This window comes from Nocardia testacea NBRC 100365 (assembly GCF_000308775.1).
GTDB classification, from domain to species: domain Bacteria; phylum Actinomycetota; class Actinomycetes; order Mycobacteriales; family Mycobacteriaceae; genus Nocardia; species Nocardia testacea.
This window is the reverse complement of record NZ_BAGJ01000113.1, coordinates 1-22,860: the sequence shown is the minus strand read 5'-3', so window position 1 is coordinate 22,860 and position 22,860 is coordinate 1. Positions and strand designations below refer to the sequence as shown.

Here is a 22,860-nt window from a genome sequence, read left to right as displayed (position 1 = left end):
CATGCAGACGAAGCGGCGGACTGATATTCGGTGCGGGCGCCGGACGATGTTGTCCGACCTGGGTATATCCGACGGTTCGGTGGGTACGGACACCGATGAGAAGACCACTTCCGGGTACGGGTGCGGCTGCGCGCACTGTGTGGAGGCGCAGTGGGATGCGCAGCGACTCAAGTACTGGCTGGCGAGCCGGCTGCTCGCGTTCGGCGCCGACGAGGCGGTGGTGGACCGCCGCTGTGGACCGGTCACTGTCGATGTGTGGTGGCGGCGCGGCACCGAGCAGTTCGCCATCGAGGTGCGCACCGGCCCACTGACCCAGGAACTGGCGCAACAACATTCCGAACGGCTGCGGGCACTGGGGTGTCCGAACGTGCTGTGGTTGTGCGCGCCCGGTTTCTGGGTGTCCCAGTTGCCCGCTCTCGGTATCGCCGATCTCGCGCCACCCTCGTGTGAGTACCGCGCCGTGAGCGGCATGCTGGAAACCGGCCCCACCGGTCTGGTCGTACCGGCCGCGCGGCCCTACGAATTACGAGAGTTTCTGCGGGAGTGGGTGGCAGGTGAGGTCGCCTGGGGCTACCGCGATCACCTGAGAAAGGGATGGGCGGCCGTGACCGACTGGGAGAAGCACACCAGGACCCAGGCACTGCTGCTCGAACAGCAGCGGCTGGAACTGATGTCGCAGCGCACCGCGCTGGCCGTGGCCCGGCAGGCGGTGCGGGAGAAGCAGCGCCAGATCGCCCGGACCGTGGCCCGGATGGAGCGAACCGCGGAGCGGGCCCGGGCGCAGGCCGAAGAGGTGGCGGCGGTGGATCGCCGGATCGCCGACGAGCGGCGGGTACACCGCGCACTGGAGGACACTATCCGGCGCCTGCACAAAACCATCGACAACTGGCAGCTGATCACGGTTTTCGTCATGTTGTTACTCGCGACCTTCATTGCCGCGACCATGCTGGTCAAACCCTGACGCCGACCGCCCGGCCCGGTTCGGTACCGGCCGGGCGGATCTCAGTGTGCGGGGGTCGCCGGGTCCGCCGCGGGCTTCCCCCTGTCCAGCGCGGCGCAGGCCGCGTCGAGCGCTGCGACGCGCAGCTCTTCCACCGGCGTATCGGCGAGCAGGACCAGGCAGTCGCCGAGTCCGCCCAGCGCGACGATGGCGCGGGCCCGATCGCCGAGCCCGGCGTCGGGACCTACCAAGAGGGTCGTGAGCCGCCGGCGCCAGTCCACGACACGATCGAGGAAACCGAGTTCGGCCAGCGGCGCGATATCGCGCAGTAGCAGCGCGGTGACCGCGCGATGCCGGTAGGAGACGTCGAAATAGCGTCCGAGCAGTTCCCGGGCGTCCACCGGTCCGTCGTCGGCGCGGGCCTCGTCCGCGGCGATCGCGGCCTCGGCGTCGTCGAACAGTGGTTGTACCAGGCTGCGCAACAGCTCCTCGCGTGAGGAGAAGTGGTAGTACAGCGCGGGTTTGGTGAGCCCGAGTTGTTCGGCGATCTGGCGCAGGCTCGTCTCCCGGATACCGCGCGCGGTGAAGAGTTCGAGCGCCGCGGCGTGTATGCGCTCACGGGTTTCGCTGGATCGGGGTCTCGCCACCTTTTCACCCTAGCGTGTTGACCGCCCGGTAAGTAAACTAACTTACCTACCGATAAGTAAACAAACTAGGGGGCCGTATGGACGTCCTGATTTCCGGTGCGAGCGTGGCCGGGCCGGTCCTCGCCTATTGGCTCGATCGATTCGGCTTCACGCCGGTGGTCGTCGAGCGAACCGCTTCCCCGCGGCTGGGCCTGGGTGGTCACGCAGTGGATCTGTTCGCCCCGGCGACGGCAGTGATGGGTCATATGGACCTGCTCGAGCCACTACGGGAAGCGAGTACCGAGGCGACCGCGCTCCAGCTCGAACGGCCCGGCAAACGGTCGATCACTGTGGATCTGCGCGATATCTCGGACGCTTTCGCCGACGGGCGGCATCTCGAGATCATGCGCGGCGAGCTGGCGGCGATCCTGCACCGGGCCACCGGCAGCCGCGTCGAGTACCGCTTCGGTGATTCGATCGCCGAGCTCACCGACCACGGCGAGGAGGTGGAGGTGCGGTTCGACAGTGGTGATCATGCCCGTTTCGGCCTGGTCATCGGGGCCGACGGTATGCATTCCCGGGTCCGCGAACTGATTTTCGGACCGGAGCGGCGCTGGCGGCAGCACCTGGGCGGCTACTTCGCCGTGGGCACGCTCCCGAACTATCGGGAACTCGCCGGGCGGACGCTGCTGTACAACGCCGTGGACCGGATCGCCGCGATGTATCCGGTCCGGCAGACCGGCCTGGCCCGTGCGGTGTTCCTGTTCCGGCGCGGCGAGGGACCGGAGCACGACCCTCGTGATATCGACGCCCAGCGCCGGCTGTTGCGCGGGGAGTACCGCGACGAGGGCTGGGATATACCGCTGCTGCTCGACGAGATGGACCGCGCCGAGGATTTCTATCTCGACTCCATCAGCCGGATCCGGCTGGACACCTGGTCGCGAGGGCGGGTAGCGCTGGTGGGCGATGCCGGGTACGCACCCGGACCGGCGGTCGGGGGCGGCACCTCGCTCGCCGTGGTGGGTGCCTACCTCCTCGCCCGTGCGCTGGCCGAAGCGGACGGCGACCATTCGGTAGCCTTTCCCGCCTACCAGGCGCAGGTCGACGCGTACGCCCGGCGCTGTCGCGAGGTCGCGCCCGCGGTGCTGCGCCGGGGCATTCCACGCTCCCGGGCCCAGGTGGTGTTCAGCGAAACGGCGATGCGCGTGCTCCCGCACGTTCCGCGGGGGATCCGTGCCCGCCTGATGTCCCGCAGCGCGAGCAGCACACTCTCGTCGTTCGCCGTCCCCGATCCGCTTCCGCGTGCCCGTTCAAGGCGGCCCGATGGTTTCCGCGCCGGACCTGCGCCGTCGGCCTGAACGGATACCGCCGGGTCCAGGCCCCGAGGGTGCGCTTGCTATCCGGCCGTCAATCGGAACGGGCCCCGTTCCCACCGCCATTCGTTGCGGACGACCAGTGCGATCAGGTCCAGGAGGTCGAATCCGGTATCCGCCCGCACCTGTCGCAGTGCGGGCAATCGGACCGGTCCCTCGGCGAGCATTTCGGTGAGCCGGTTCTCCAGCCCGGTGGGCACCCGGTGGGCCGCCAGATCCGGTTCGCCGAGATGGCTGCCCGTCCAGAGCAGCCAGCCCCAGCCGTTCTCGTGCGCCCGGGCGCGGGCCGCCGCGGATTTCGCCCGGTTCACATGGAAACCGATATGCCCCAGCGGTTGTTCGTCGATCAGTACCCGGCGGCCGTCGGTGAGTTCGGCGACCACGGTCGGGAAATGCAACTGTTCCGTGCCGTCGACCCGGTACCCGACGGCATCGGGATACTCCTGGAAGTTCCGGATGCGGTCGTCGGCATCGAGCAGACGCAGGAGCCGGGCCTCGAGCCCGGAGTCGAAACCGATATCGCGTCCGGGTTTGGATAGGTAGAACCGGCCGCGACCGTCGTCGTCCACATCGAATGTCCGTGCCGGGGTGGTGGGCAGCGGTGCGGGCGAACCCTTTCCGGTGGGCCAGTCGATCCGGTCGAGCCAGGGCGCCGGTGGCCCGGCGGGCTCCCCGTCGGTACGCAGCCGGGACAGCAGATGGTTGGTCTTCTTACGCCAGCCCACGATGCGCTGTGTGACGAAACCCGCGACCCGCTTCGCGTCCGCCGCGGTATGCCCCGCCAGCCGCAGTTTGAGGTACGACAGATCGTTCACCGCGATATCGGTATCCGTGGCGTAGGTTTCGGCAAGCAGCGCCCGAGTGAGGGCCGAATCCCGGGTGCCCACGGGGTAGCGCCGGGCGTACTCGGGCACCGGCAGCCGCCCGGAACGCGCGGTGTGCCGGAGCAGTTCGCCCACCGCCTTGGTGTGCAGCTGACGGGCCCGGTCCCGGGCGAAATCCAGTCGGGCGCCGATACGGGTGAGCGTTTCGGGGCGGTCCCCGGTGATACCGAGCCGCAGTCGCAGGATCGTCGCGGCCCGCTCTCGGTCTGCCGCGTAATCGTCCACCAGTTCGGCCAGGGCGTGGCCGCACTCCTCGAGCTCGAAGGACAGATGCTCACGGAGATCGTCCGGGAACGATTCCCCGGTGTCCGTGGCGGCCGGACCGTCCGGCATCACGTCACGGGCTGGTTCCGTCTGCACACACACCCCCTGTCGGGACCCGGCGGACCGGTCGGCTCGAGTTCGTGCGGGTCAGCTTAACCTTGCCCGCCGACAATCCCCGTGGCCGCGGCGACCGCCCGGCCGGTGGTCGCGTACCGGCTGCCCGTGGTCGCCCTGTGCTCTAATGAGGTTTGCCGAGTAATCGCCCTGAGCAGTACCGGACCCATCGGCCGGGGTTCGCGAAGCGCACCCCGTCGGATGAGCCCGCCACGACCCGCCGCCGCGATCCCCGGTTCCACGGGATTCGGCGCGCCGACCCCACGATGTGGAGGATTTCGTGCTGCACACCGATATCCCGACTCGCGGCGAGATCGAAGCGCTCGCCGCTCTCACCGACGACTGGTGCGTGTCGATCTACACCCCCACCGAATCGGATACGGCCGATTCGGACCGCAGCCGCATCGCGTTCTGGGACCAGGTGCGGCAGGCGCTCGACCAGGTCTCCGACCCGGCGGCGCGGACCGCTCTGGAAGAGGAGTTCGACGTCCACATCGACGACGCCGAGTTCTGGCGCTACCAGTCGCGCACCCTGGTCGCCCTCGCCACACCGACCCGCATCCGCACCTTCCGGCTGCCCAACGAGCTGAACGCCTCCATCACGGTCGGCGATCGCTTCTACCTCAAACGCCTGCTCCGCGCGGTCACCTTCCCGCAGTCGGCGTTCGTTCTGGCGCTCGCCGAAGGCAGTGTCCGGCTGGTGGAGGTCACCGCCGACAAGCCGGCGTATACGGTGCGGATACCCGGTCTGCCGGACAGCGCGGCCGCACACGCCGGCAAGTCGAGCCTGGGCGACCGGGCCCCGAAGCGCCGCGTCCAGGGAGAAGAGGGCCGCAAGATGCGGGTCCGCCAGTACGCTCGCGCCATCGATACCGAACTCCGCGATTTCCTGTCCGGCCGCCATGTACCGCTGATCCTCGCGGCCACCGAACCGATCGACTCCCTTTTCCGCTCGGTGAACAGCTACGACGGTCTGCTCGCCGAAAGCATTCCCGGCAACCCGGAGCACGCCTCCGACCAGGAACTCGCCGAACGCGCCCGGCCGGTGCTGGACCGTCACTACGCCGCGCAACTGTCCGAACTGATCGAACTGCTGGACCGCCGGCGCAGCGAGGGTCGGGCCGCCACCGATATCTCCGATCTGGCCCGCGCGGCCACCGCGGGCGCTGTCGACACCCTGCTCGTCGATATCGACGCGTCGGTGCCCGGCGCCGTATCCACCGACGGCGCGGTCACATTCGCCGAACAGGAGCCGGCCGACGCGCCCGGCATCCTGGACGAGATCAGCCGCCGCGTCCTGCTCACCGGTGGCCGGGTCCTCGCCGTGCGCGCGGCGGACCTGCCCGACGGGACGCAGATCGCAGGCATACTCCGCTACGCGGCGTAGCCGCTCCGAAACGCAGCAGAGGCACTTTCCGAATGTTCGGAAAGTGCCTCTCGAGTGATATGAACTGGTGCGCGATACTGGGATTGAACCAGTGACCTCTTCCGTGTCAGGGAAGCGCTCTCCCGCTGAGCTAATCGCGCGAGGTGGAGACGGGAATCGAACCCGTGTGCACGGCTTTGCAGGCCGTTGCCTCACCACTCGGCCACTCCACCGCGCAAAGGGGGAAGGCATTCTATGCGCCTGGCCCTACCTCTCGAGCGGATGACGGGATTCGAACCCGCGACCCTCACCTTGGCAAGGTGATGCGCTACCAGCTGCGCTACATCCGCATTTTGCAACCCCGGTGGCCCGTTCGGTCCTCCGTGCTGCGAGACAGAACATTAGCCGACGTTCGGCGAAACCTACAAATCGCCTGGTAGATGCCGGTAAATCACAAACTTGTCATTTTCCGGCGGTACGGGGTGCGGCCCATGCCGGCGAGCCGGGCGGTCGGGGTCCGCACCGGCTGTCCCGAATGTGCTCTGAGACCCCCGGCCGGTATGCCGGGTGAATGACAACCGGGTGATTTGGTGGCGAACGGGTGGTGCGTGTTAAGGTTCGTACTCGTTCGGAGGGCATCGGAAATCCCGCCGAGCGGTACCTCCCGGTCTCATAGCTCAGCGGGAGAGCGTCCGCCTCACACGCGGAAGGTCGCTGGTTCGATCCCAGCTGGGACCACCGAGAACGCCCCCTGACCCATCGGGTCAGGGGGCGTTCTTTGTTCCGGGCCGTGGGTGGTTCCGGGCGCCGAACGGGCCACGGAGCTGTAGCGGCGGCATCGTATGTGGACCGCATGGAGTACGGACTCAGGTCAGCTCTATCAGGCCGCGGGCGTCCCACGGCATCGGGCCGGTGGGGAAGCTGAACCGGACCATGCGGTGTGGTGGGGCCACCTCCACGTGGGCCACCGCGGGTGGCAGGAAGCCGCTCAGCATCTTTTCCACCATGGCGTTCAGCCCGGACAGTCGCGGTTTCAGCCGCACCTGCCAGCAGTCGATCCGCCCGGCCGGTACGTCGACCGCGGTGCGCTGCTCTGTTCTCGCGCTGATCGGAATGGATACCGAGAAGCTCAGCCACAGGGCGATGTGCTCCTCGGCGCCTTCGGCGAAGTCGAGGCCGCGGAGCAGGGTGAGGCCGCCGGCCAGGGGCATGAGATCGGCCGGGAAAGGTGCTATCCCGCCGCCGAACTGCAGGTGGGTGGTGCCGAGGAAATCGGCTTCTTCGCGGCTGACCACCGTGGCGCCGGAACGGGTCTCGGCCCGGTACTCGGCCGCCAGCAGCCGGTCGGCGGCACGCTGGAAGCGCTGCTCCACGGTGACGGTGAAGTGCCCGTTGCCGGAGCCGAGTTGCACGATCGCCCGGTAGCCGTCGCGGTCGTGGCCGACGGCGCTGATCAACTCCAGGGTCGACGGCTGGTGCGCGACGCTCACGGTATAGACGGATTTCTCTCCGTCGGGGATCCCTGGATCACGAAAGATGGAGTCGTTCACGGGTTTCCCTCCTGGGCCGCCGCGTCGAAGACGGCTTTAAGCGTCCGCACATAGCGTTCGACGGAGTCGTGCGCTATCGGCGTGTCCGGGTAGATGGCGCTGAGCGTGGTTTCGGTGGCCAGCCGGTTGATCCAGATCAACACCTGTTCGGAGGCGGCGCGATTGGCGTAGAGCCCGCATTTCGCCGTATCGAAGAACTCGTTGCCCAGCAGTTCCCGCGCATCGACGTAGGAGATCATCGGGCAGGACCAGCCCGGTTCCAGGTCCAGCTCGGAATCGGCGGGCAGTAGGTCGACCACCCGCTGGAACGAGGTGGGCGCCAGCCGCAGCCCGTTCTCGTAGGCGTGCTGGGCGAGCCGGACCACCCGGTCGAAGGATGCGGTGGCCAGCGGGAACGCCACCGGTAGCAAAGTCACATACCAGCCGACCGACGCGCGTTCGGCGGGACTGCTGCGGGTGCTGACCGGGGTCATGCCGAAGTAGTAGTCGCTGTCGATCAGTTCTCGTTCGGTCAGCGCCGCCGCGGCGAAGATGCCGCCGACGAACTCGGCGCCGTTCCCGCGGCAGCGCTGCTCGAACCGGAGCGCGGTGGACTCGTCGAACAGGGTCACTGTGCGGTGCGCGCTGCGGTTGTACGTGTCGGTGCGTCTGCCCAGGTCCAGCGGGAACGACGGCAGACTGCCCTCGTTGCCGCTGATCAGTTCCAGCCATTTGCGCACACCGGGTGACGTGAGCGACATCTGTCCGGTGTAGGCCCGCTCGGCTGTGCAGTAGTCCAGATAGCTCGCCGCCGGCGACAACATGTCCGGGGCCTCCGGCCACACTTCGCGGGCATAGAGCAGCGCCAGGTCGAAGCCGGACAGGTACTGTCCGAACCCGTCGGTGTGCAGGTGGTCGACGGCGAGGTAGACGGTGGTCGACTCCGCGCGTTCGATCACGCCGAAGGTGAAGCAGTCCCAGTCGAACGGTCCCGGTGTCGTCTTCTGCACGTGCTCGCGGACGGTGCGCGGGTTGTCGACCCGGCCACAGTCCACCGGCACGAACTCGACGTCCTCCGGCGGTACCAGGTGCCGCTCGATCGTGTCGTCCGCGCCGATCCGGAACCAGGTCCGGAATGTGTCGTGGCGCAAGAGGAACGCGTTGACCGCGCGGGTCATCGCGTCGCGGTCCAGCTCACCGGCCGGGATCTCGGCGGTCACCACGCAGAGGCCGGAGTAGCGGAACTCCGCGGCGGCGTGCTGATCGGCCCGCCGCAGATACTGCTCCTGCTGATGCGACGGCGGGGCCGGGTGGACCGGGGCCCGCCGGGCGCGGGCCACCGATTCCGGTGACGCGACCCAGCTGGTCAACTGTCCCGCCGCCGGTTCCCATTCGTCGATCAGGCCGAATTCGACCATGGCGCATCCTCGCTTCGACTGCCCCTCACGATGTGGCTCCCACCGGGACCGGCCGGGCCGGGCCGGCGGGCGCGGATTCCGCGATCAGCGCGGCGGGATCGGGCACCGCCCGGCCGTTGGCGGATTCCGCGGCCAGGATCAGCTCGGCCACCTTCGGTCCCGCCTGCTCCAGGCTGAACGACCGCCCCATCTGCAACGACATCAGGTCGATGCCGAGCGATTTGGTGACCCGGGCGCCGAGCTCCACCGCCATGAGCGAATCCAGGCCCAGTTCCGGCACCGGAACCGTCATATCGATGGACTCCACCGGAACGCCCATGACGACGGCGAGTTCTTCGGCCATCTTGCGGGCCACGAAGGCGCCGCGTCTGCCTTCCTCGATCGCGGCCACCTCGGCCCGCAACTGGGCCAGTTCCGAGGTGTCTCTGGCGGAGACCTGGGCGAGCGCGAGGGTGCGGCCGGTGCGGGCGAGTTGCGGGAAGGTCCCGGTCAGCTTGGCCCAGTCGGTCGGGATGATGCCCGCGCGCGGAACTCCCAGGCGTAGCGCCTGCTCCAGGTAGGCGGTGGCGTCGGCCATATCGATCGGGTCGAAGCCGACCAGATCGAGATATTTCACCGCGGTGTCGTCGGCCGCCATGCCGCCGGTCGCGCCCGAGAGGTGACCCCAGCCGACGCACAGCGCACGCTCGCCCGCCGCGGCCCATTGCTGGGCCATGGTCTCCACCGCGACATTGGCGGCGCAGTAGTTGTACTGACCGTAGATCCCGTACATGGAGCCGCCGGAGGAGCACAGCACGAACATGTCCAGATCTATGCCGGCGTCGGCGACGGCCCGGTGCAGTATCCGGGCGCCGTGCACCTTGGGCCGGTACACCACGTCCAGTTCCTGGAATGTCATGGCGGCCAACCGGTTGTCGGCCACCGAGCCGGCCGCGTGGAACACTCCCCGCAGGGGGGCGTGCGGGGAGTGTACCCGCGCGACGATCGCCGCGACGGCCGCCGCGTCGGTGACGTCGGCTCGTTCCTCGACGACCTCGACCCCGGCCGTATGCCAGGCGGCCAGCTGCCTGCGGGCCTCCTCGGTACCGGCGCCGCCGCGACCGACCAGCACCAGGCGCCGGGCCCCGCGCAGGGTCAGCCAGCGCCCGATGGCCATGCCGAACCCGCCGAACCCGCCGGTGACGAGATAGGTTCCCGCCGGGTCTATTTCGACCTCCGGCAAGTGCGGGCGCACGGGAGGCTCGGGGGAATCCATGCGCAGCGCGATCCGCCGCAGACCGGTCGACCGGATGGTTTCCTCGAAGGCGCCGGCCACCTCGCCGGTTTCGAACAACCGGTACGGCAGCGGTCGGTAGGTGCCGGCCAGCACCTTCTCGTAGACCCGTTGGAGCAGTGTGATCAACCGCTGTGCGTCCACGGCCACCAACCGGTCCAGGTCCATCGAGTAGTACGCCACGTTCTTGTCGAAGTTGGCGAGTTCCAGCAGGCCGCCGGTGTAGATATCGGCCTTGCCCACCTCGACGATGCGGCCGAACTCGGCTACGGCGTTGAAGTTCTGGCGGAGGATCTCGCCCGGCGCACTGCTCAGCACCACCTCGACGCCCTTGCCGCCGGTGATCTCCAGTACGTCGTCGACGAAATTCAGCGACCGGGAGTCGATCGCGTGGTCGGCGCCCAGCGACAGGACGTGGGCCCGGCGTTCGTCGGTGCTCGCGGTGCCGATGATGCGTGCCCCACGTTCTTTGGCGACCTGTATGGCGGCCGTGCCGACACCGCCCGCCGCGCCGTGGATCAGCACCGTCTCGCCCGGTTCCAGCCGGGCCAGATCGTGCAGTGCGTACTCGGCGGTGCCGAAGGCGATGGTGCTGGTGCAATAGGCCGGGTCGACGTCCGGCGGCAGTGGGATGGCTCGTTCCCGATCCACGATCACGAAGCGCTGCATCATGCCCTTGGCGGCGATCGCGACCTGATCGCCCACTGCGATATCGGTGATATCCGGTCCGACTCGCACCACCTCGCCGACGCCCTCCATTCCGGGGACGGTGCCGAAGTAGGTGGGGGACAGTTCGCGTTCACCGAGCAGCCCGATGACCTTGAGCGGATCCTTGTAGTTCAGGCCGATGATCTTCATCCGGACCTCGAGTTGCCCGGGCGCCGGTTCCGGCCGCGGGCATTCGCGCCAGGCCAGCGCCGAGAGCACCCGGGTGCGCGGCATTTCCAGCCCGAAGTTGGCCGCCGGGTCGGTGAGCGGCGCGGCGGTATCGAGGGCTTCCAGGCGATCCGGCAGCGGTTTGGTCACCACCGGGGTCCACCGGGTGCCGCCGCGCAGCGCGACCTCGTCGGTGTTGTCGCTCCAGAACGCCCCGGGGACCGCGAGTTCGGTGAGCAGAGCGGTGGTCCCGGTGTCCGGTTCCACATCGACCAGCCGCCAGCGCAGCGCGGTCTGTTCGTTCAGCAGCACCCGGTGCGCGCCGACCAGCGCGGCCTGCTCCGGGTTCGGCCCCGTGTGGCCCGGCACCGCGAACGCCTGCTCGGTCACCAGTGTGACGTGGCATTCCCCGTCGCCGAATACGCTCTCCGCCCCCTGCGCGGTGTTCTCCGGGTGCGCGAACGCGTCGATCGCCACCGCGACCTGCTCCAGGGCCCACAGGTCGGCGACGTCGTCGTGCGCGGCGCCGGCTACGACGATCACGTGCAGCCGGCCGGCGGTATCGGCCCGGGCGGCTGTCAGTGTCGCGGTGAGACCGGCCGCAGGCTCCTCGCCGGGTAGCCCCGCGAGGTGGAGCCGGGCACCGGGGATCGCTTCGGCCAGCGCCTCGGCGCGACTGTTCGCACCACCGAGCGCGATCACCACCGTGCTCACCGGATCCCGGGGCAGCGTGGTGGTGTCGAGCGGATCCCGCTGCTCCATGGTTTCGACATAGAAGAAATCGGCCATGCGCCGCAGCGGATCCTGGCCCGGGGTGAGCGGCCCGATCTGCAGGCCGGACAACCGCAGCACGAGATTGTGCTCGTCGTCGAGCAGGTCCACGTCGGCCCGGAGCCGGGCGCGGGGGTCGCGCCGGGCGACCACGGTGACCCGCTCGGGTAGTGGCGCGACCAATCGTGCCGCGGCGACGCCGACCGGCACCAGGGTGCCCTCGTCGACCCGGGATTCGGCGAACAGCAGCGCGGCGGTCTGCATCGCGGCGTCCACGACGGCGGGATGGGCGAGGTGGCCGGAGTCCGCGGCGATACTGCCGTCGACGGTCGCCACCACCGCGTCCCGGCCGACCCGTGCGGTGAGCACACGCTGGAACGACGGGCCGTACTGCAGCCCCGCCGCGGCCAGGCCGCGGTAGAACATCGCCGGGTCGACATCCACGCCCTGTTCGATGTGCGGGACCTCCACCCTGGTCTGTTTGTGGCTACCCGTCAGGGTGCGTCCGGTCGCGTGCACTGTCCACGCGGTGCCGGTGGCCGAACGGGAGCGGATCACGAACCGCCCGCTCGCCTCCTCGACGGTCAGCGAGACCAGGGGGACGTCCGGAGCGCCCATGATCAGCGGGGCGATGAAGCGGACCTGTTCCAGCGCGACGCGTTGGACACCGAGCCGCCGGGCGGTCGCGCTGAGGGCCGCGTCCAGGTAGGCCGCACCGGGCATGATCTTGACATTGTCGACCACGTGATCGACCAGCCACGGCAGCAGTTCGGTGCCGACCTGCAGCAGATAGTCCGGCCTGCCCTCGATATCGGGATCACCGAGCATGGCGTAGCCGTCAGGGGTGCCGAGCCGGGCCTGCTCGAACAGTGGCAGTGCCGAGTGCAGCCGGGTCCGCTGCCACGGGTACCGCGGCAGCGGTACGTGGGGGGTGGCGGTCGCGCTCGCCGGGAACAGGGTGTCCAGGTCCAGGACTCCCGCCCCGTACAGGCCGATCAGGGTGCGCCGGACGCTCTCCGAATCGGGATTCCTGCGGTCCAGCGTGGGTACCGTGGTGCCGTTCACATCCGCGCCCAGCAGGGTCTCGCGGATATTGCCGGACAGTACCGGGTGGGGTCCGACCTCCAGGAAGACCCGGCGATCGGCGATGAGCCCGGTGATCGCGTCGGCGAACCGCACCGGCTCGCGCACATTGGCGCACCAGTAGCCGGCGTCCCAGTCCGGACCGGTCACCTGCTCGCCGGTGACCGAGGAGAACAGGGGAATCGCCGGTGCCTGCGGGCGCAGCGTCGCCAGTACCGTGCGCAGTTCATCCAGGATCGGATCCATGAGGCGGCTGTGATACGGCACCTCGACCCGCAGGCGACGTGCGAAGACACCCTCCTCGGTGAGCTTTTCGGCGAGGTCGTCGAGCCGGTCCATATCGCCGGAGAGGGTGAGCGAGCTCGCACTGTTGATCGCGGCGATATCCACTCGCGGGTCGTCGGCGACGAGTTCGCGGGCCCGGTCGGCGGACAGGCCGGCGGCGAGCATCCCGCCGGAACCCGCGGTGGTGGCCTGCAACCGGGCGCGGTGGTAGGCGACCAGCACGGCGTCGGGCAGTGACAACATGCCACTGATGTAGGCCGCCGACACCTCACCCACGCTGTGGCCGACGATGGCGGCGGGCAAGACACCGTATTGCGCGAGTTCGCGCACCAGCGCCACCTGGACCAGGAAATTGGCGGGCTGCGCGACCTCGGTGGCGGTGACCCGCGAGTCTTCCTCGGATTTCAGCAGTTCCTCGATGATCGACCAGCCCGCGATCGCGCGGAACTCCGCGTCGACCTCCGCGGCGGCCGCGGCGAAAACCCCGTCGGCCGCGAGCAATCCGCGCGCCATACCCCACCACTGCGGGCCCATGCCGGAGAACACGAACACCGGCTCGGTGGTCCGCGCGACGAGGGTGCGTACGGCGTCGCGGCCCTCCCCGCCGGCGAAAGCGCGCAATTCGCGGACCAGGTCGCCGGTGTCGCCGAGCAGCATGCCCGTGCGGTACTGGTGGTGCGCCATCCTGGTCCAGGCGGCCTCGGCCAGCCGGTCGGGATCGGCGCCCTCGGTGAGGAGATCGGCGAACCGGCCGGCCAGTGCCCGGGCCGCACCGGTGCTGCGGGCCGAGAGCGGGAGCACACCGTAGTTCCGCGGTTTCGGCGCGGGTCCGACCACGGTGGCGCGGTACTCCTGCAGGATGGCGTGTGCGTTGGTGCCGCCGTAGCCGAAGCCGTTGACCGCGACGGACATCGGCCCGGCGTGCGCGGGCAGCGGTTCGGCGTCGAGCTGGACGTGCAGTCCCAGTTCGTCGAACGGGATGTCGGGGTTGGGCCGGTCGATCCAGCCCTGGGGCGGCACGGTGCGATGCCGGAGGGCCAGCGCCGCCTTGATCACGCCGGCGATACCCGCCGCGGCTTCGGTGTGCCCGAGGGTCGACTTCACCGAGCCGACCCCCAGCGACTCGGTGCGCCCCGACGGGGCGCCGAAGACACGGCCCAGCGCGCGTAGTTCCACCGGGTCGCCGACCAGCGTGCCGGTGCCGTGTGCCTCCACATAGGTGATCGACTCCGGCGCCAGCCCGGACCGGGCGCACACGGCGCGCGCCAGCGACTCCTGGGAGTCCACATTGGGTACGGTGATCGCGGTGGTGCGGCCGTCCTGGTTGGACCCGGTCGCCTTGACCACGGCGTATATCCGATCACCGTCGCGGACCGCGTCGTCGAGTTTCTTCAGCGCCACCATGCCCGCGCCCTCGCCGCGGCCGTAGCCGTCGGCGGCGGCGTCGAAGGATTTGCAGCGCCCGTCGGCCGCCAGGAAACCACCCTTGCACATGAGCACGAAGGTCTCCGGCTGCAGCATGACATTCACGCCACCGGCCAGCGCGACCTCGCAGTCGCCGTTCTGCAGCGCCTGGCAGGCCAGGTGGAAGGCGACCAGGGACGACGAGCAGGCGGTGTCGACCGTGACCGCCGGCCCGAGCAGGTCGAGCGCGTAGGCGATCCGGTTGGACAGCATGGTGTAGGACGCGCTGGCCGGGGTGTGCATATCGGTGTGGAAGAGCGCGGGGCCCACCACCCCGATCACCGACTGGTCCACCACGAAACCGCCCACGTAGACACCGACCGATCCGCCGGCCGCGCGGCGCGCGATCCCGGCATCGTCGAGTGCCTCCCAGGTCACTTCCAGCATCAGGCGCTGCTGGGGATCCAGCACGGTCGCCTCGCGGGGGGAGATGCCGAAGAAGTCCGGATCGAATTCCCACGGATCGATTGTCATGAAGGCGCCACGCTTGGTGTAGCTACGACCCGGCGTTCGCGGCTCGGGATCGTAATAGCGGCGGTAGTCCCAGCGATCGGCGGGCATCTCGACCACGCCGTCGCGTTTATCCATAACGAATTCCCAAAAGGTGTCGGGTGAGTCGATCCCGCCCGCGAATCGGCACCCTATGCCGACTATTGCGATATCCGACATTCACATCCCTCCGAGACGGAACGAACTGAGCACCAACGGAATTCGGGCAACCGGTGAACATGCCTGCGCAGTTGGCGACGGCGTCAGCGTAATGGCTGTCACACGCGGGCCGACATGCTTCCGGGGCACTTCACAAATGACCGGAGCTCCGTTTGTGGGATATCGAATGTCTCGGCGCACCGCCTGTGGATTCCGCTGAGGCGGACTATGTTTCGACGTTCGGCCCTGTGTGCGGAGCACTATTTGCGGTTGGGAGGCGGTGTTGTCCGGCGAGTTCACCGGCTGGATGGATCTGATCGTCCGGCGACGGTTCGTCGTCATCGGACTGGTCGTCGCGGCACTGCTCGCGCTCGGTGGCTACGGTCTCGGACTGGACGATCATCTCGGCGTCAGCGGCTGGGACGATCCGGGTTCGGAGTCCGCGCGTGCCCTGCGGGCGAAGGACGAGGCATTCGGCCGCAATCACGTCGCGGATGTGATCCTGCTGTTCCACGCTCCCGCCGGCTCGACCATCGACGATCCGGATTTCGCCGCGACCGTGGTGGGCCATCTGAATGATCTGCCGCAGCGCTTTCCGGCAGAAATCGGGGGGATCAACGGGTCCTACTGGCCCACCGAGACCGGCCTGGCGGTGCCGGATGTTTTCGGCACCGAGCAGCGAGACCACGCCTTCGCCTCGGTGGCCGTCCGTGGCGACGACGACACGACGGTGCTGCGCAACTACCGGAAGGTCGCCGATCACCTCACTGTTCCCGGTATCGATATGGAGGTGGCGGGCGGGCAACCGGTCGCGCTCGCGCTCAACGACACCATGGCGCACGACCAGCGGCGAATGGAGTTGATCGCGATTCCGGCGGTGGCCGTGCTGCTGTTCTTCCTTTTCGGTGGTGTGGTGGCCGCCGCGTTGCCGCTCATAGTGGGCGGGCTGACCGTGCTCGGGGCCTGGGGGATCATCCGGCTGCTCACTCATTTCACCGAGGTGAACTCGTTCGTCTCCCCGGTGGTGTCGATGATCGGCCTCGGCCTGGCCATCGACTACGGGCTGTTCGTGGTGAGCCGTTTCCGTGAAGAACTGGCGGCGGGACGCGAGGTGCCGGACGCGGTGCGCCATTCGGTGGCCACCGCGGGACGCACCGTGCTCTTCTCGGCGACCATCGTGGTGGCCGCCTCGAGTGCGATTCTGCTGTTTCCGCACGGTTTCCTGCGTTCGTTCGCACTCGGGGCCATGGTGACGGTGACGCTGGCCGCCGCTCTGTCGGTCACCGTGCTGCCCGCGGTACTGGCGGTGCTCGGCCGCGGAGTGGACCGGCTGGGCTGCAACCGGTTCCACGCGCGGCGGGCGGATACCGACCAGCGGGACAATCCGTGGGGCCGGGTCGCCGGATGGGTCATGCGCAGACCGTTGCTCGTGGCGGTGCCGGTGGTGGCGATCCTGCTCGTGCTCATCGCTCCGGTACGCGATGTGGCGTTCGGCGGGATCTCCGAACGTCTGCTGCCGCCACAGCATCCGACCCGCCAAGCGCAGCAGCACTTCGACGAAACCTTCCCGCTGCGCCAGATCAATCCGGTCGACCTGGTGGTGATCACGCACGACCCCACGGCCATCGAGACGGTGGTGGACCGGGCCAACGAGGCACCCGATCTGAAAGCGCCTTTCCCACCGGCCCTGCAGGCACGATCACGCCTCGGCGTCTTCACCACCTCGACCGCGGTCGAGGACACCCACGATGCCGACCGGACACTGGACTATCTGCGCTCCATGCCCGTGCCGAACGGCACGAGTGTGCTCGTCGGCGGGCAGTCCGCGGTGGAACGGGACAGCGTGGACGCGCTGCTTGCCCGGCTACCGCTGATGATCACGCTGGTCTTCGCGATCACCACCGTGCTCATGGTGCTCGCCTTCCGGTCGCTGGTGCTGCCGGTGCAGGCCGGCTTCCTGAACCTGCTCGGACTGGGCGCCACGCTCGGCATCCTCACCTGGATCTTCGTCCGGGGCGGCGGCGCCGGTCTGCTGGATTTCACGCCACAGCCGATCATGGCGCTGGTGCTGGTGCTGATCGTCTCGGTCATCTACGGGCTGTCCACCGACTACCAGGTGTTCCTGTTGGCCCGCATCGTGGAGGCCCGGGCTGCGGGCGCGTCGACCACCGAGGCGGTGCGCACCGGCATCGCGCGCACCGGGTGGATCATCACCGCCGCCGCGCTCGTGCTGCTCGTCGTATGTGGCGCGTTCGCACTGTCGGACCTGGTCATGATGCAGTACATCGCGGTCGGTATGGTGGCCGCGCTCTTCATCGACGCCATGATCTTGCGCGTCCTGCTGGTCCCCGCGCTCATGAAAATGTGCGGTGCCGTCTCCTGGTGGGCGCCCGGGCCGTGGCGTGAGCGGCTTCGTCGTGACGACCCGCCGGACACCGGCGTCCCCGGGGCCGACGAGCCACGGGCTCCCAGTAGGGACTCGGAGCCGCCGACCGAGACCGGGAAGCGGCCGCCCTCCGATGCGCCGGGTTCGGCGGCGCCCGGGTCTACCGCCCACACCGTCGAGCCGGCGTCGCCGCGGCACCCCTGGTGATAGCTTCTATGTATGAAATTCGGGGCGCGCCGGAATGCTCGCGTGATCGCCCCGGTGTGGCGCGTCGGCTCGCAGCCGTGCCGGGCCGAGGTGGTGCGGGTATGACGGTCACGGTGCTCCTCGGTGGCGATGTGATGCTGGGCCGTGGCGTGGACCAGGTCCTGCCGCATCCGGGAGCTCCGGAACTGCGGGAGCCGTGGGTCCGGGACGCCCGGCGCTATGTCGAACTGGCCGAATGGGCCCACGGACCGGTGCCGCGACCCTGCGGATACGACTGGGTATGGGGTGAGGTGCCGGGCCTGCTGGACGAGCTCGCGCCCGACGTACGCCTGATCAACCTGGAAACCGCGATCACCGCGGACGGTGACTTCGCTGCCGGTAAAGCCATCCACTACCGGATGCAGCCGGGCAATCTGCCGACACTCAGCGCGTTCGCCCCCGATGTCTGTGCGTTGAGCAACAACCATGCTCTCGATTTCGGTATCGGCGGATTGATGGACACACTCGACGCGCTGGCGGGCGTGAATATTCGAGCCGTGGGGGCGGGAGCCGACCTCGCGGCGGCGCAACAGCCCGCCGTAGTGCCGCTACCGGACGGGCGCCGGATCCTGATCGTGTCCATATCGACCCGGTCCAGTGGCGTCCCTGCGGACTGGGCCGCCGCCACCGGCCGTCCCGGAGTTCGGCGCATCGACCATCCCTCGGTGCGTCACGCCGATGAGATCGCGGCGCACCTGGCGGCCCACCAAGGGGCCGGTGAACCGACGATCGTCTCGATCCATTGGGGGCCGAACTGGGGTTATGGCACCGGCCTGAGCGAGCGGCAGTTCGCCCACCGCCTCATCGACACCGGTATCGATATCGTGCACGGCCACTCCGCGCACCATCCTCGGCCGATCGAGATATACCGAGGCAAACCGATCCTGTACGGATGTGGGGACGTGATCGACGACTATGAAGGGATCGGCGGTCACGAGTCCTACCGGCCCGACCTACGGCTGTTGTATCTCGTCAGCCTCGGCACCGCCGGCCCGGCGGTGTTGCGTATGCTGCCGCTACGTATCCGTCGCCTCCGGCTCGAGCGCACGGGGCGATCGGATACGCAATGGCTGAGAACCCGGCTCGCCGATATCAGCCACCGTTTCGGCACCCGGGTGGAGATCGGGCCCGACGATCTACTGACCGTCGAACCTGCCGTTTGACGCTCGATTCATGTTCTGCGGCAGATACTTCGGAAAGCGACCGGTGCCGGTGGTGCGAGCGTTCCGCTCCGGACACCTGCGGCGACCCATCGGGAACAGAAGACACTCTCGACGTGGTGGGGAAGTCGGCGCAGTGGACCTCGGCGCATGCGATTCGGTTCGAGGAGCAGGCCGATTCCGGGGGCATCCGCGGCGGACCCCAGGAAGCCGCCCGTCACAGCGTCTTTCGTGCGGGCGAACTGCCCGGCTCTCAATGAGGCGATGTATCCGGACCCTTGTCGGGTCGGTCGCGGGATCCCGGGATCAAGCCCCTGCCGCCCGGCCGCTCGTGAAGAACTTCCAGGAAGACGATGCGGGCCTACCTTGAATAAGGTAGGAGAAGTCTTTCTCACTCTCCAGAGTGAAGGCGCCGCTCGCCTCCAGGCGACTGGCCATATCGGGGCCCATGACGACGACCTTCAGTGGTCTGGACGCGCCCATGTCCACCAGTTTGTCGGCTACAGTGCCCACCGCATCGTTATCTCCGGTCGAACCGAGAGGGTTGAACAGATAGACGGCTGTGACGTCGTCGGGCAGCGGTTCCTCGAGTATGTCCTTGTGCAGGCTGTGTACATGATTCAAGCCCAGGTCCGCTGCGCGCCGATCGGCGAACGCGGCGTAGTCCGGCTCTATCTCCATGCCGTACACCTTCTTGGCTTCCGTGAACATCCCGAAGAAATCGATAGCCGTGCCGGTGCCGGATCCGATGTCCAGCAGGACGTCGTCGGGGCTCAGGCGCAGGACCCTTTCGGACCAGGTCAGGTGCCTGAGGCTGGACGGCTGCGGGGGGTAGACATCGTCGCGCCCACCGAAACTTCCGGAAACCTTCGAGATCAAGCTGCCATCGGTGAATTGCTCCGGCGGCCGGCCGTTCTTCGGGGCCCCGTACAACGTGTACTCGGGCAGTCCGAGGACGCGTTCGAACTCGCGGTCTGCCTGCCGGTAGTCGCCTCGGGCGACCAGTCGCCGCAGATCGGCCAGCCATTCCGCCCGGGCGGCTGCCCGCCGTTCCGGATCCGCCTCGAAAAACATGGATTCCCGCCTGGCGCGGTCCGGATCATGGCGGGGCGTCCGGTGATCGGTGCCCGGGTCCGGGTCGGCTCGGCCCCGGTGCGGGTGGGCCGGGACATCCGGCCGCCGGGGCCCCAGTGCTTCGGGCCGGTCGACTCCGGTATTCACCACATGTGCGGCTCGCCGGTCGGTTCCTGTCTCCGTGTCGCTTCCGTGTACAAGCGAGTCGGCGAAGCCTCTACCGTTGTCCCGCCATGCTCCCGTCAGCTTTCTTGTCGTGCTTTTCAGGTCGTTGATCACCTGGGCCAAGACTCTTGTTACTCCGTTGCTCACCAGTGCGCTGCCCGGGCGGCGGAAGTCGACCGGTCGGGCGCGGTCGAACCGGCCGGGTCTGTCGGCGGCCGGTGGTTGTGCCCGGCGTCGATACCTGAGAAAACAGCGACCCGCACATCTATCTCCTTGCCGTTCGGGTGTGGGGTTGGATGCCCTGGACGAGTACGGGTCCTCGGCCGATTCGTTCGAGTTGCTGCGGCCGAACCCGTCCCGCTCGACTGAGCACAGCTGTACCGCCTTGCCGTCTGGTTCGCCCGCCGAATCCGGGATCGACTAGATCGCTGTGCATCCGATTTGTCGTCGATCCATACAATGCGGGACAGTCTATGAAAAGCTCTGAGACAGAGATCTTCCGGCAGACATCGAGCAAGACATGCAGCTGCACGGCCGGAGGATCAAACGGGTTTCTGCGGGATATCGGTCGATTCTGCCGGCGCGAGCCGGTCGGCTGTGACCAGCTCCGGAGGCCGGCGGACTCGTAAAGACGGCAGTTCACGGTCGTAACGTTCGATCTCGACCAGGCAGCTGTTGGCAGAAGGCCCCTGGGCCAGAGAACTGGTGCCTATGTCGTTTGTCACGACGTTCGGGTTGCCGTGGATATCGAGTGAATCGGGGTCGGCGGGGTCCAGTGGGTCGTACCAGGCGCCGGTGGCCATGTGCACGACCCCGGGCCGGACCGCGTCGGTGAGCCGCAGGCCCGCGAGGAGGGCACCGCGGTCGTTGAAGACGCGGACGATATCGCCGTCACGTAGGGCGCGGGCGGCGGCGTCGGCCGGGTGCATGCGCAGGGGTTCGCGGTCGCGGATCTTGGCTTCCCGGCTGGTGGCGCCGTAGTCGAGCTGGCTGTGCAGGCGCGTCGCGGGCTGGTGGGAGAGCAGGTGCAGCGGGAAACGTCGCGCGCGAGGGCTGCCGAGCCATTCCCGGGCGGGGAGCCAGGCGGGGTGACCGGGGCAGTCGGGGTAGCCGAAGTCGGCGACGGTGCGGGAGAAGATCTCGATCCGGCCCGACGGTGTGCCCAGCGGATGGCGGTCCGGGTCGTCGCGGAACCGTTCGAGCACGTGCCGGCTCTCGGCGAGCCGGGGGCGCAGATCGATCGGCGCACCGGAGCGGAACTCACGGTAGCCGGGCAGGGTGATACCGGCGGCCGCCGCGTTGTCGGCGGTGATCTGCCACAGGTGCTCCACCCACTGCCGCGCGGTGCGCCCTTCGGTGAAGCGCGGGCCGAAACCCAGCCGGTCGGCGAGCGCGGCGAAGATCGCGTAATCGTCGCGCGCCTCGCGGTAGGGCGGCAGGGCCGCGCGCATGGGCGAGAGCCAGTGATCGACCCCGGCGGCGAAATCCTCCCGTTCCTGGGCGGCGGTGCCGGGCAGCACGATATCGGCCAGGCGGGCGGTGGAGGTCCAGCTGATCTCGTGAACGACCACCGTTCGCGGCCGGGACCAGGCGCGGCGCAGCCGATTGAGGTCCTGATGGTGGTGGAACGGGTTGCCGCCGGCCCAATAGATGAGGTCGATATCGGGATAGGTGAGGACGCGGCCGTTGTAGTCGACGGTCGCGCCGGGGCGCTCCAGCATCTCGGTGAGCCGCGCCACCGGGACCACCTCGGCGACCGGATTCGGCGGTTGTGGCAGGGCGGCGACCTCGAACGGCAGCCGGCGCCGCTGCATCCCGTTGGTCATTCCGCTGCCGGTGCCCATGAGGACGCCGCCACCCGGTAGACCGATATAGCCGAGGGCGGCGGCCAGCGCCCACGCGGCCCAATAGGTCTGTTCCCCGTGTTCGGCGCGCTGCAGGGAGTAGGGCAGCCCGATCAGGCAGCGTTCCCGGGCCAGCAGCCGGGCCAGCTCCCGGATCTCGGTGGCCGGTACTTCCGACAGCGACGCCGCCCATTCCGGGGATTTCGGTTCTCCGTCCGAGCGCCCGGTCACATAGTCGGCGAAGCGGTCGAAACCGACGGTGTAGCGGTGCAGGAAGGCCCGGTCGTGCAGACCCTCGGTCAGCAGGGTGTGCACGAGGGCCAGCATGATCGCCACATCGCTGCCCGGCCGGCACGGGATCCAGCGGGCGGCGAGCACCGGCTCGAGATCGTCGCGGACGGGTCCGATATTGATCGTCTCGACGTCGGCGGCCCGCAGGGCCGCGAGGTGATCGCGATAACCGTGGGCGCCGAAGCTGCCCGGATTGACCTGCGCGTTTCGTGCCGCCGCCCCGCCGAAGAAGACGATGCGGGCGCAGTGCCGGGCGATCTCCTCCGTGGTGGGGGACTGCCGGGCCGCGTAGTAGGCGTTCATTCCGAGCACGTGCGGGATGGTGACCTCCGCGGCGGCGAACGAGTAGGTGTCCACCGAGGCGGTGTAGCCACCGAACATCCGCAGGAAGCGATGGATCTGTCCCTGGGCGTGGTGGAAGCGGCCGGCGCTGGCCCAGCCGTAGGACCCGCCGTAGATCGCGCGGTTGCCCGCGCGCTCCCGGGTGGACCGCAGGGCGGCGGCGGCGATATCCAACGCCTCGTCCCAGTCGACCTCCACGAACGGTTCGCGGCCCCGGAGCGTGGTGTCGCTGTGCTCGCGGTCCCGGTAGTAGCCGAGCCGGACGGCGGGCCGGGCGACCCGGTGATCGGGGTCGTGCGTGGCGGTGAGCGAGCGGCCGATCGGCGAGGGGTCGGGGTCCGGTCCGGCGGGGGTGACGCGGAGTTCGCTGTCGCCGTCACGGCCGATCAGGAAGTTGCCCCAGTGGGTCGCGGTCGGGAGCGGCTGGGTCATCATGGT

General features: G+C 68.7%; 12 protein-coding genes and 4 tRNA genes. 6 read left to right on the top strand and 10 right to left on the bottom strand.

The window, feature by feature from the left end:
- Nucleotides 1–79: 79 nt before the first annotated feature.
- Complete coding sequence (locus ON38_RS16310; protein ID WP_245564068.1) at nt 80–961, top strand: hypothetical protein; 882 nt, start codon at nt 80–82, stop codon at nt 959–961.
- 41 nt (nt 962–1,002) lie between these two features.
- Here ON38_RS16310 and ON38_RS16305 read toward each other — a convergent pair whose 3' ends face one another.
- Nucleotides 1,003–1,587: a TetR/AcrR family transcriptional regulator gene (locus tag ON38_RS16305; RefSeq protein ID WP_039825659.1), complete on the bottom strand. Its 585-nt coding sequence runs from the start codon at nt 1,585–1,587 to the stop codon at nt 1,003–1,005.
- A 77-nt stretch (nt 1,588–1,664) separates the two neighbouring features.
- Here ON38_RS16305 and ON38_RS16300 point away from each other — a divergent pair, with 77 nt between their 5' ends.
- Complete coding sequence (locus ON38_RS16300; protein ID WP_039825658.1) at nt 1,665–2,924, top strand: FAD-dependent monooxygenase; 1,260 nt, start codon at nt 1,665–1,667, stop codon at nt 2,922–2,924.
- A gap of 38 nt (nt 2,925–2,962) precedes the next feature.
- Here the strand turns inward: ON38_RS16300 and ON38_RS16295 are convergent, their stop codons facing one another.
- Nucleotides 2,963–4,183, bottom strand: coding sequence for a sigma-70 family RNA polymerase sigma factor (locus ON38_RS16295; protein WP_245564067.1), 1,221 nt, complete (start codon nt 4,181–4,183; stop codon nt 2,963–2,965).
- 298 nt (nt 4,184–4,481) lie between these two features.
- Between ON38_RS16295 and ON38_RS16290 the strand changes: the two genes are divergently transcribed.
- Nucleotides 4,482–5,588, top strand: a complete 1,107-nt coding sequence (locus tag ON38_RS16290) for a baeRF11 domain-containing protein (protein WP_039825673.1) — start codon at nt 4,482–4,484, stop codon at nt 5,586–5,588.
- A 65-nt stretch (nt 5,589–5,653) separates the two neighbouring features.
- Here ON38_RS16290 and ON38_RS16285 read toward each other — a convergent pair.
- The 3 genes from ON38_RS16285 to ON38_RS16275 all read right to left on the bottom strand — a co-directional run bounded on the left by ON38_RS16285 (nt 5,654) and on the right by ON38_RS16275 (nt 5,917).
- Nucleotides 5,654–5,728: transfer RNA gene (locus ON38_RS16285), tRNA-Val, on the bottom strand.
- Nucleotide 5,729: 1 nt separating this feature from the next.
- A tRNA-Cys gene (locus ON38_RS16280) sits at nt 5,730–5,800 on the bottom strand.
- A gap of 44 nt (nt 5,801–5,844) precedes the next feature.
- A tRNA-Gly gene (locus ON38_RS16275) sits at nt 5,845–5,917 on the bottom strand.
- Nucleotides 5,918–6,233: 316 nt separating this feature from the next.
- Here ON38_RS16275 and ON38_RS16270 point away from each other — a divergent pair.
- Nucleotides 6,234–6,305 (top strand) — tRNA-Val (locus tag ON38_RS16270).
- A gap of 128 nt (nt 6,306–6,433) precedes the next feature.
- Here ON38_RS16270 and ON38_RS16265 read toward each other — a convergent pair.
- From ON38_RS16265 to ON38_RS16255, 3 genes are read right to left on the bottom strand one after another with little or no spacing between them, the layout of a single operon-like run.
- Nucleotides 6,434–7,117 (bottom strand): hypothetical protein, encoded by a 684-nt coding sequence (locus ON38_RS16265; protein WP_039825657.1) that lies wholly within the window; start codon nt 7,115–7,117, stop codon nt 6,434–6,436.
- A complete protein-coding gene (locus ON38_RS16260; RefSeq protein ID WP_039825656.1) occupies nt 7,114–8,514 on the bottom strand; it encodes a condensation domain-containing protein in 1,401 nt (466 codons plus the stop codon). Before ON38_RS16260 ends, ON38_RS16265 begins: the two co-directional genes overlap by 4 nt.
- Nucleotides 8,515–8,539: 25 nt before the next feature.
- Nucleotides 8,540–14,935: a type I polyketide synthase gene (locus tag ON38_RS16255; protein ID WP_039825655.1), complete on the bottom strand. Its 6,396-nt coding sequence runs from the start codon at nt 14,933–14,935 to the stop codon at nt 8,540–8,542.
- Nucleotides 14,936–15,197: 262 nt separating this feature from the next.
- Between ON38_RS16255 and ON38_RS16250 the strand changes: the two genes are divergently transcribed.
- Both ON38_RS16250 and ON38_RS16245 read left to right on the top strand, forming a co-directional pair.
- Nucleotides 15,198–17,507 (top strand): MMPL family transporter, encoded by a 2,310-nt coding sequence (locus tag ON38_RS16250; protein ID WP_085995426.1) that lies wholly within the window; start codon nt 15,198–15,200, stop codon nt 17,505–17,507.
- Between the two features lie 101 nt (nt 17,508–17,608).
- Nucleotides 17,609–18,709 (top strand): CapA family protein, encoded by a 1,101-nt coding sequence (locus tag ON38_RS16245; RefSeq protein WP_039825654.1) that lies wholly within the window; start codon nt 17,609–17,611, stop codon nt 18,707–18,709.
- Nucleotides 18,710–19,012: 303 nt separating this feature from the next.
- Here the strand turns inward: ON38_RS16245 and ON38_RS16240 are convergent, their stop codons facing one another.
- Nucleotides 19,013–20,059, bottom strand: a complete 1,047-nt coding sequence (locus ON38_RS16240; RefSeq protein WP_157181791.1) for a methyltransferase domain-containing protein — start codon at nt 20,057–20,059, stop codon at nt 19,013–19,015.
- A gap of 428 nt (nt 20,060–20,487) precedes the next feature.
- Nucleotides 20,488–22,854: a molybdopterin-dependent oxidoreductase gene (locus ON38_RS16235; RefSeq protein ID WP_039825671.1), complete on the bottom strand. Its 2,367-nt coding sequence runs from the start codon at nt 22,852–22,854 to the stop codon at nt 20,488–20,490.
- Nucleotides 22,855–22,860 lie beyond the last annotated feature (6 nt).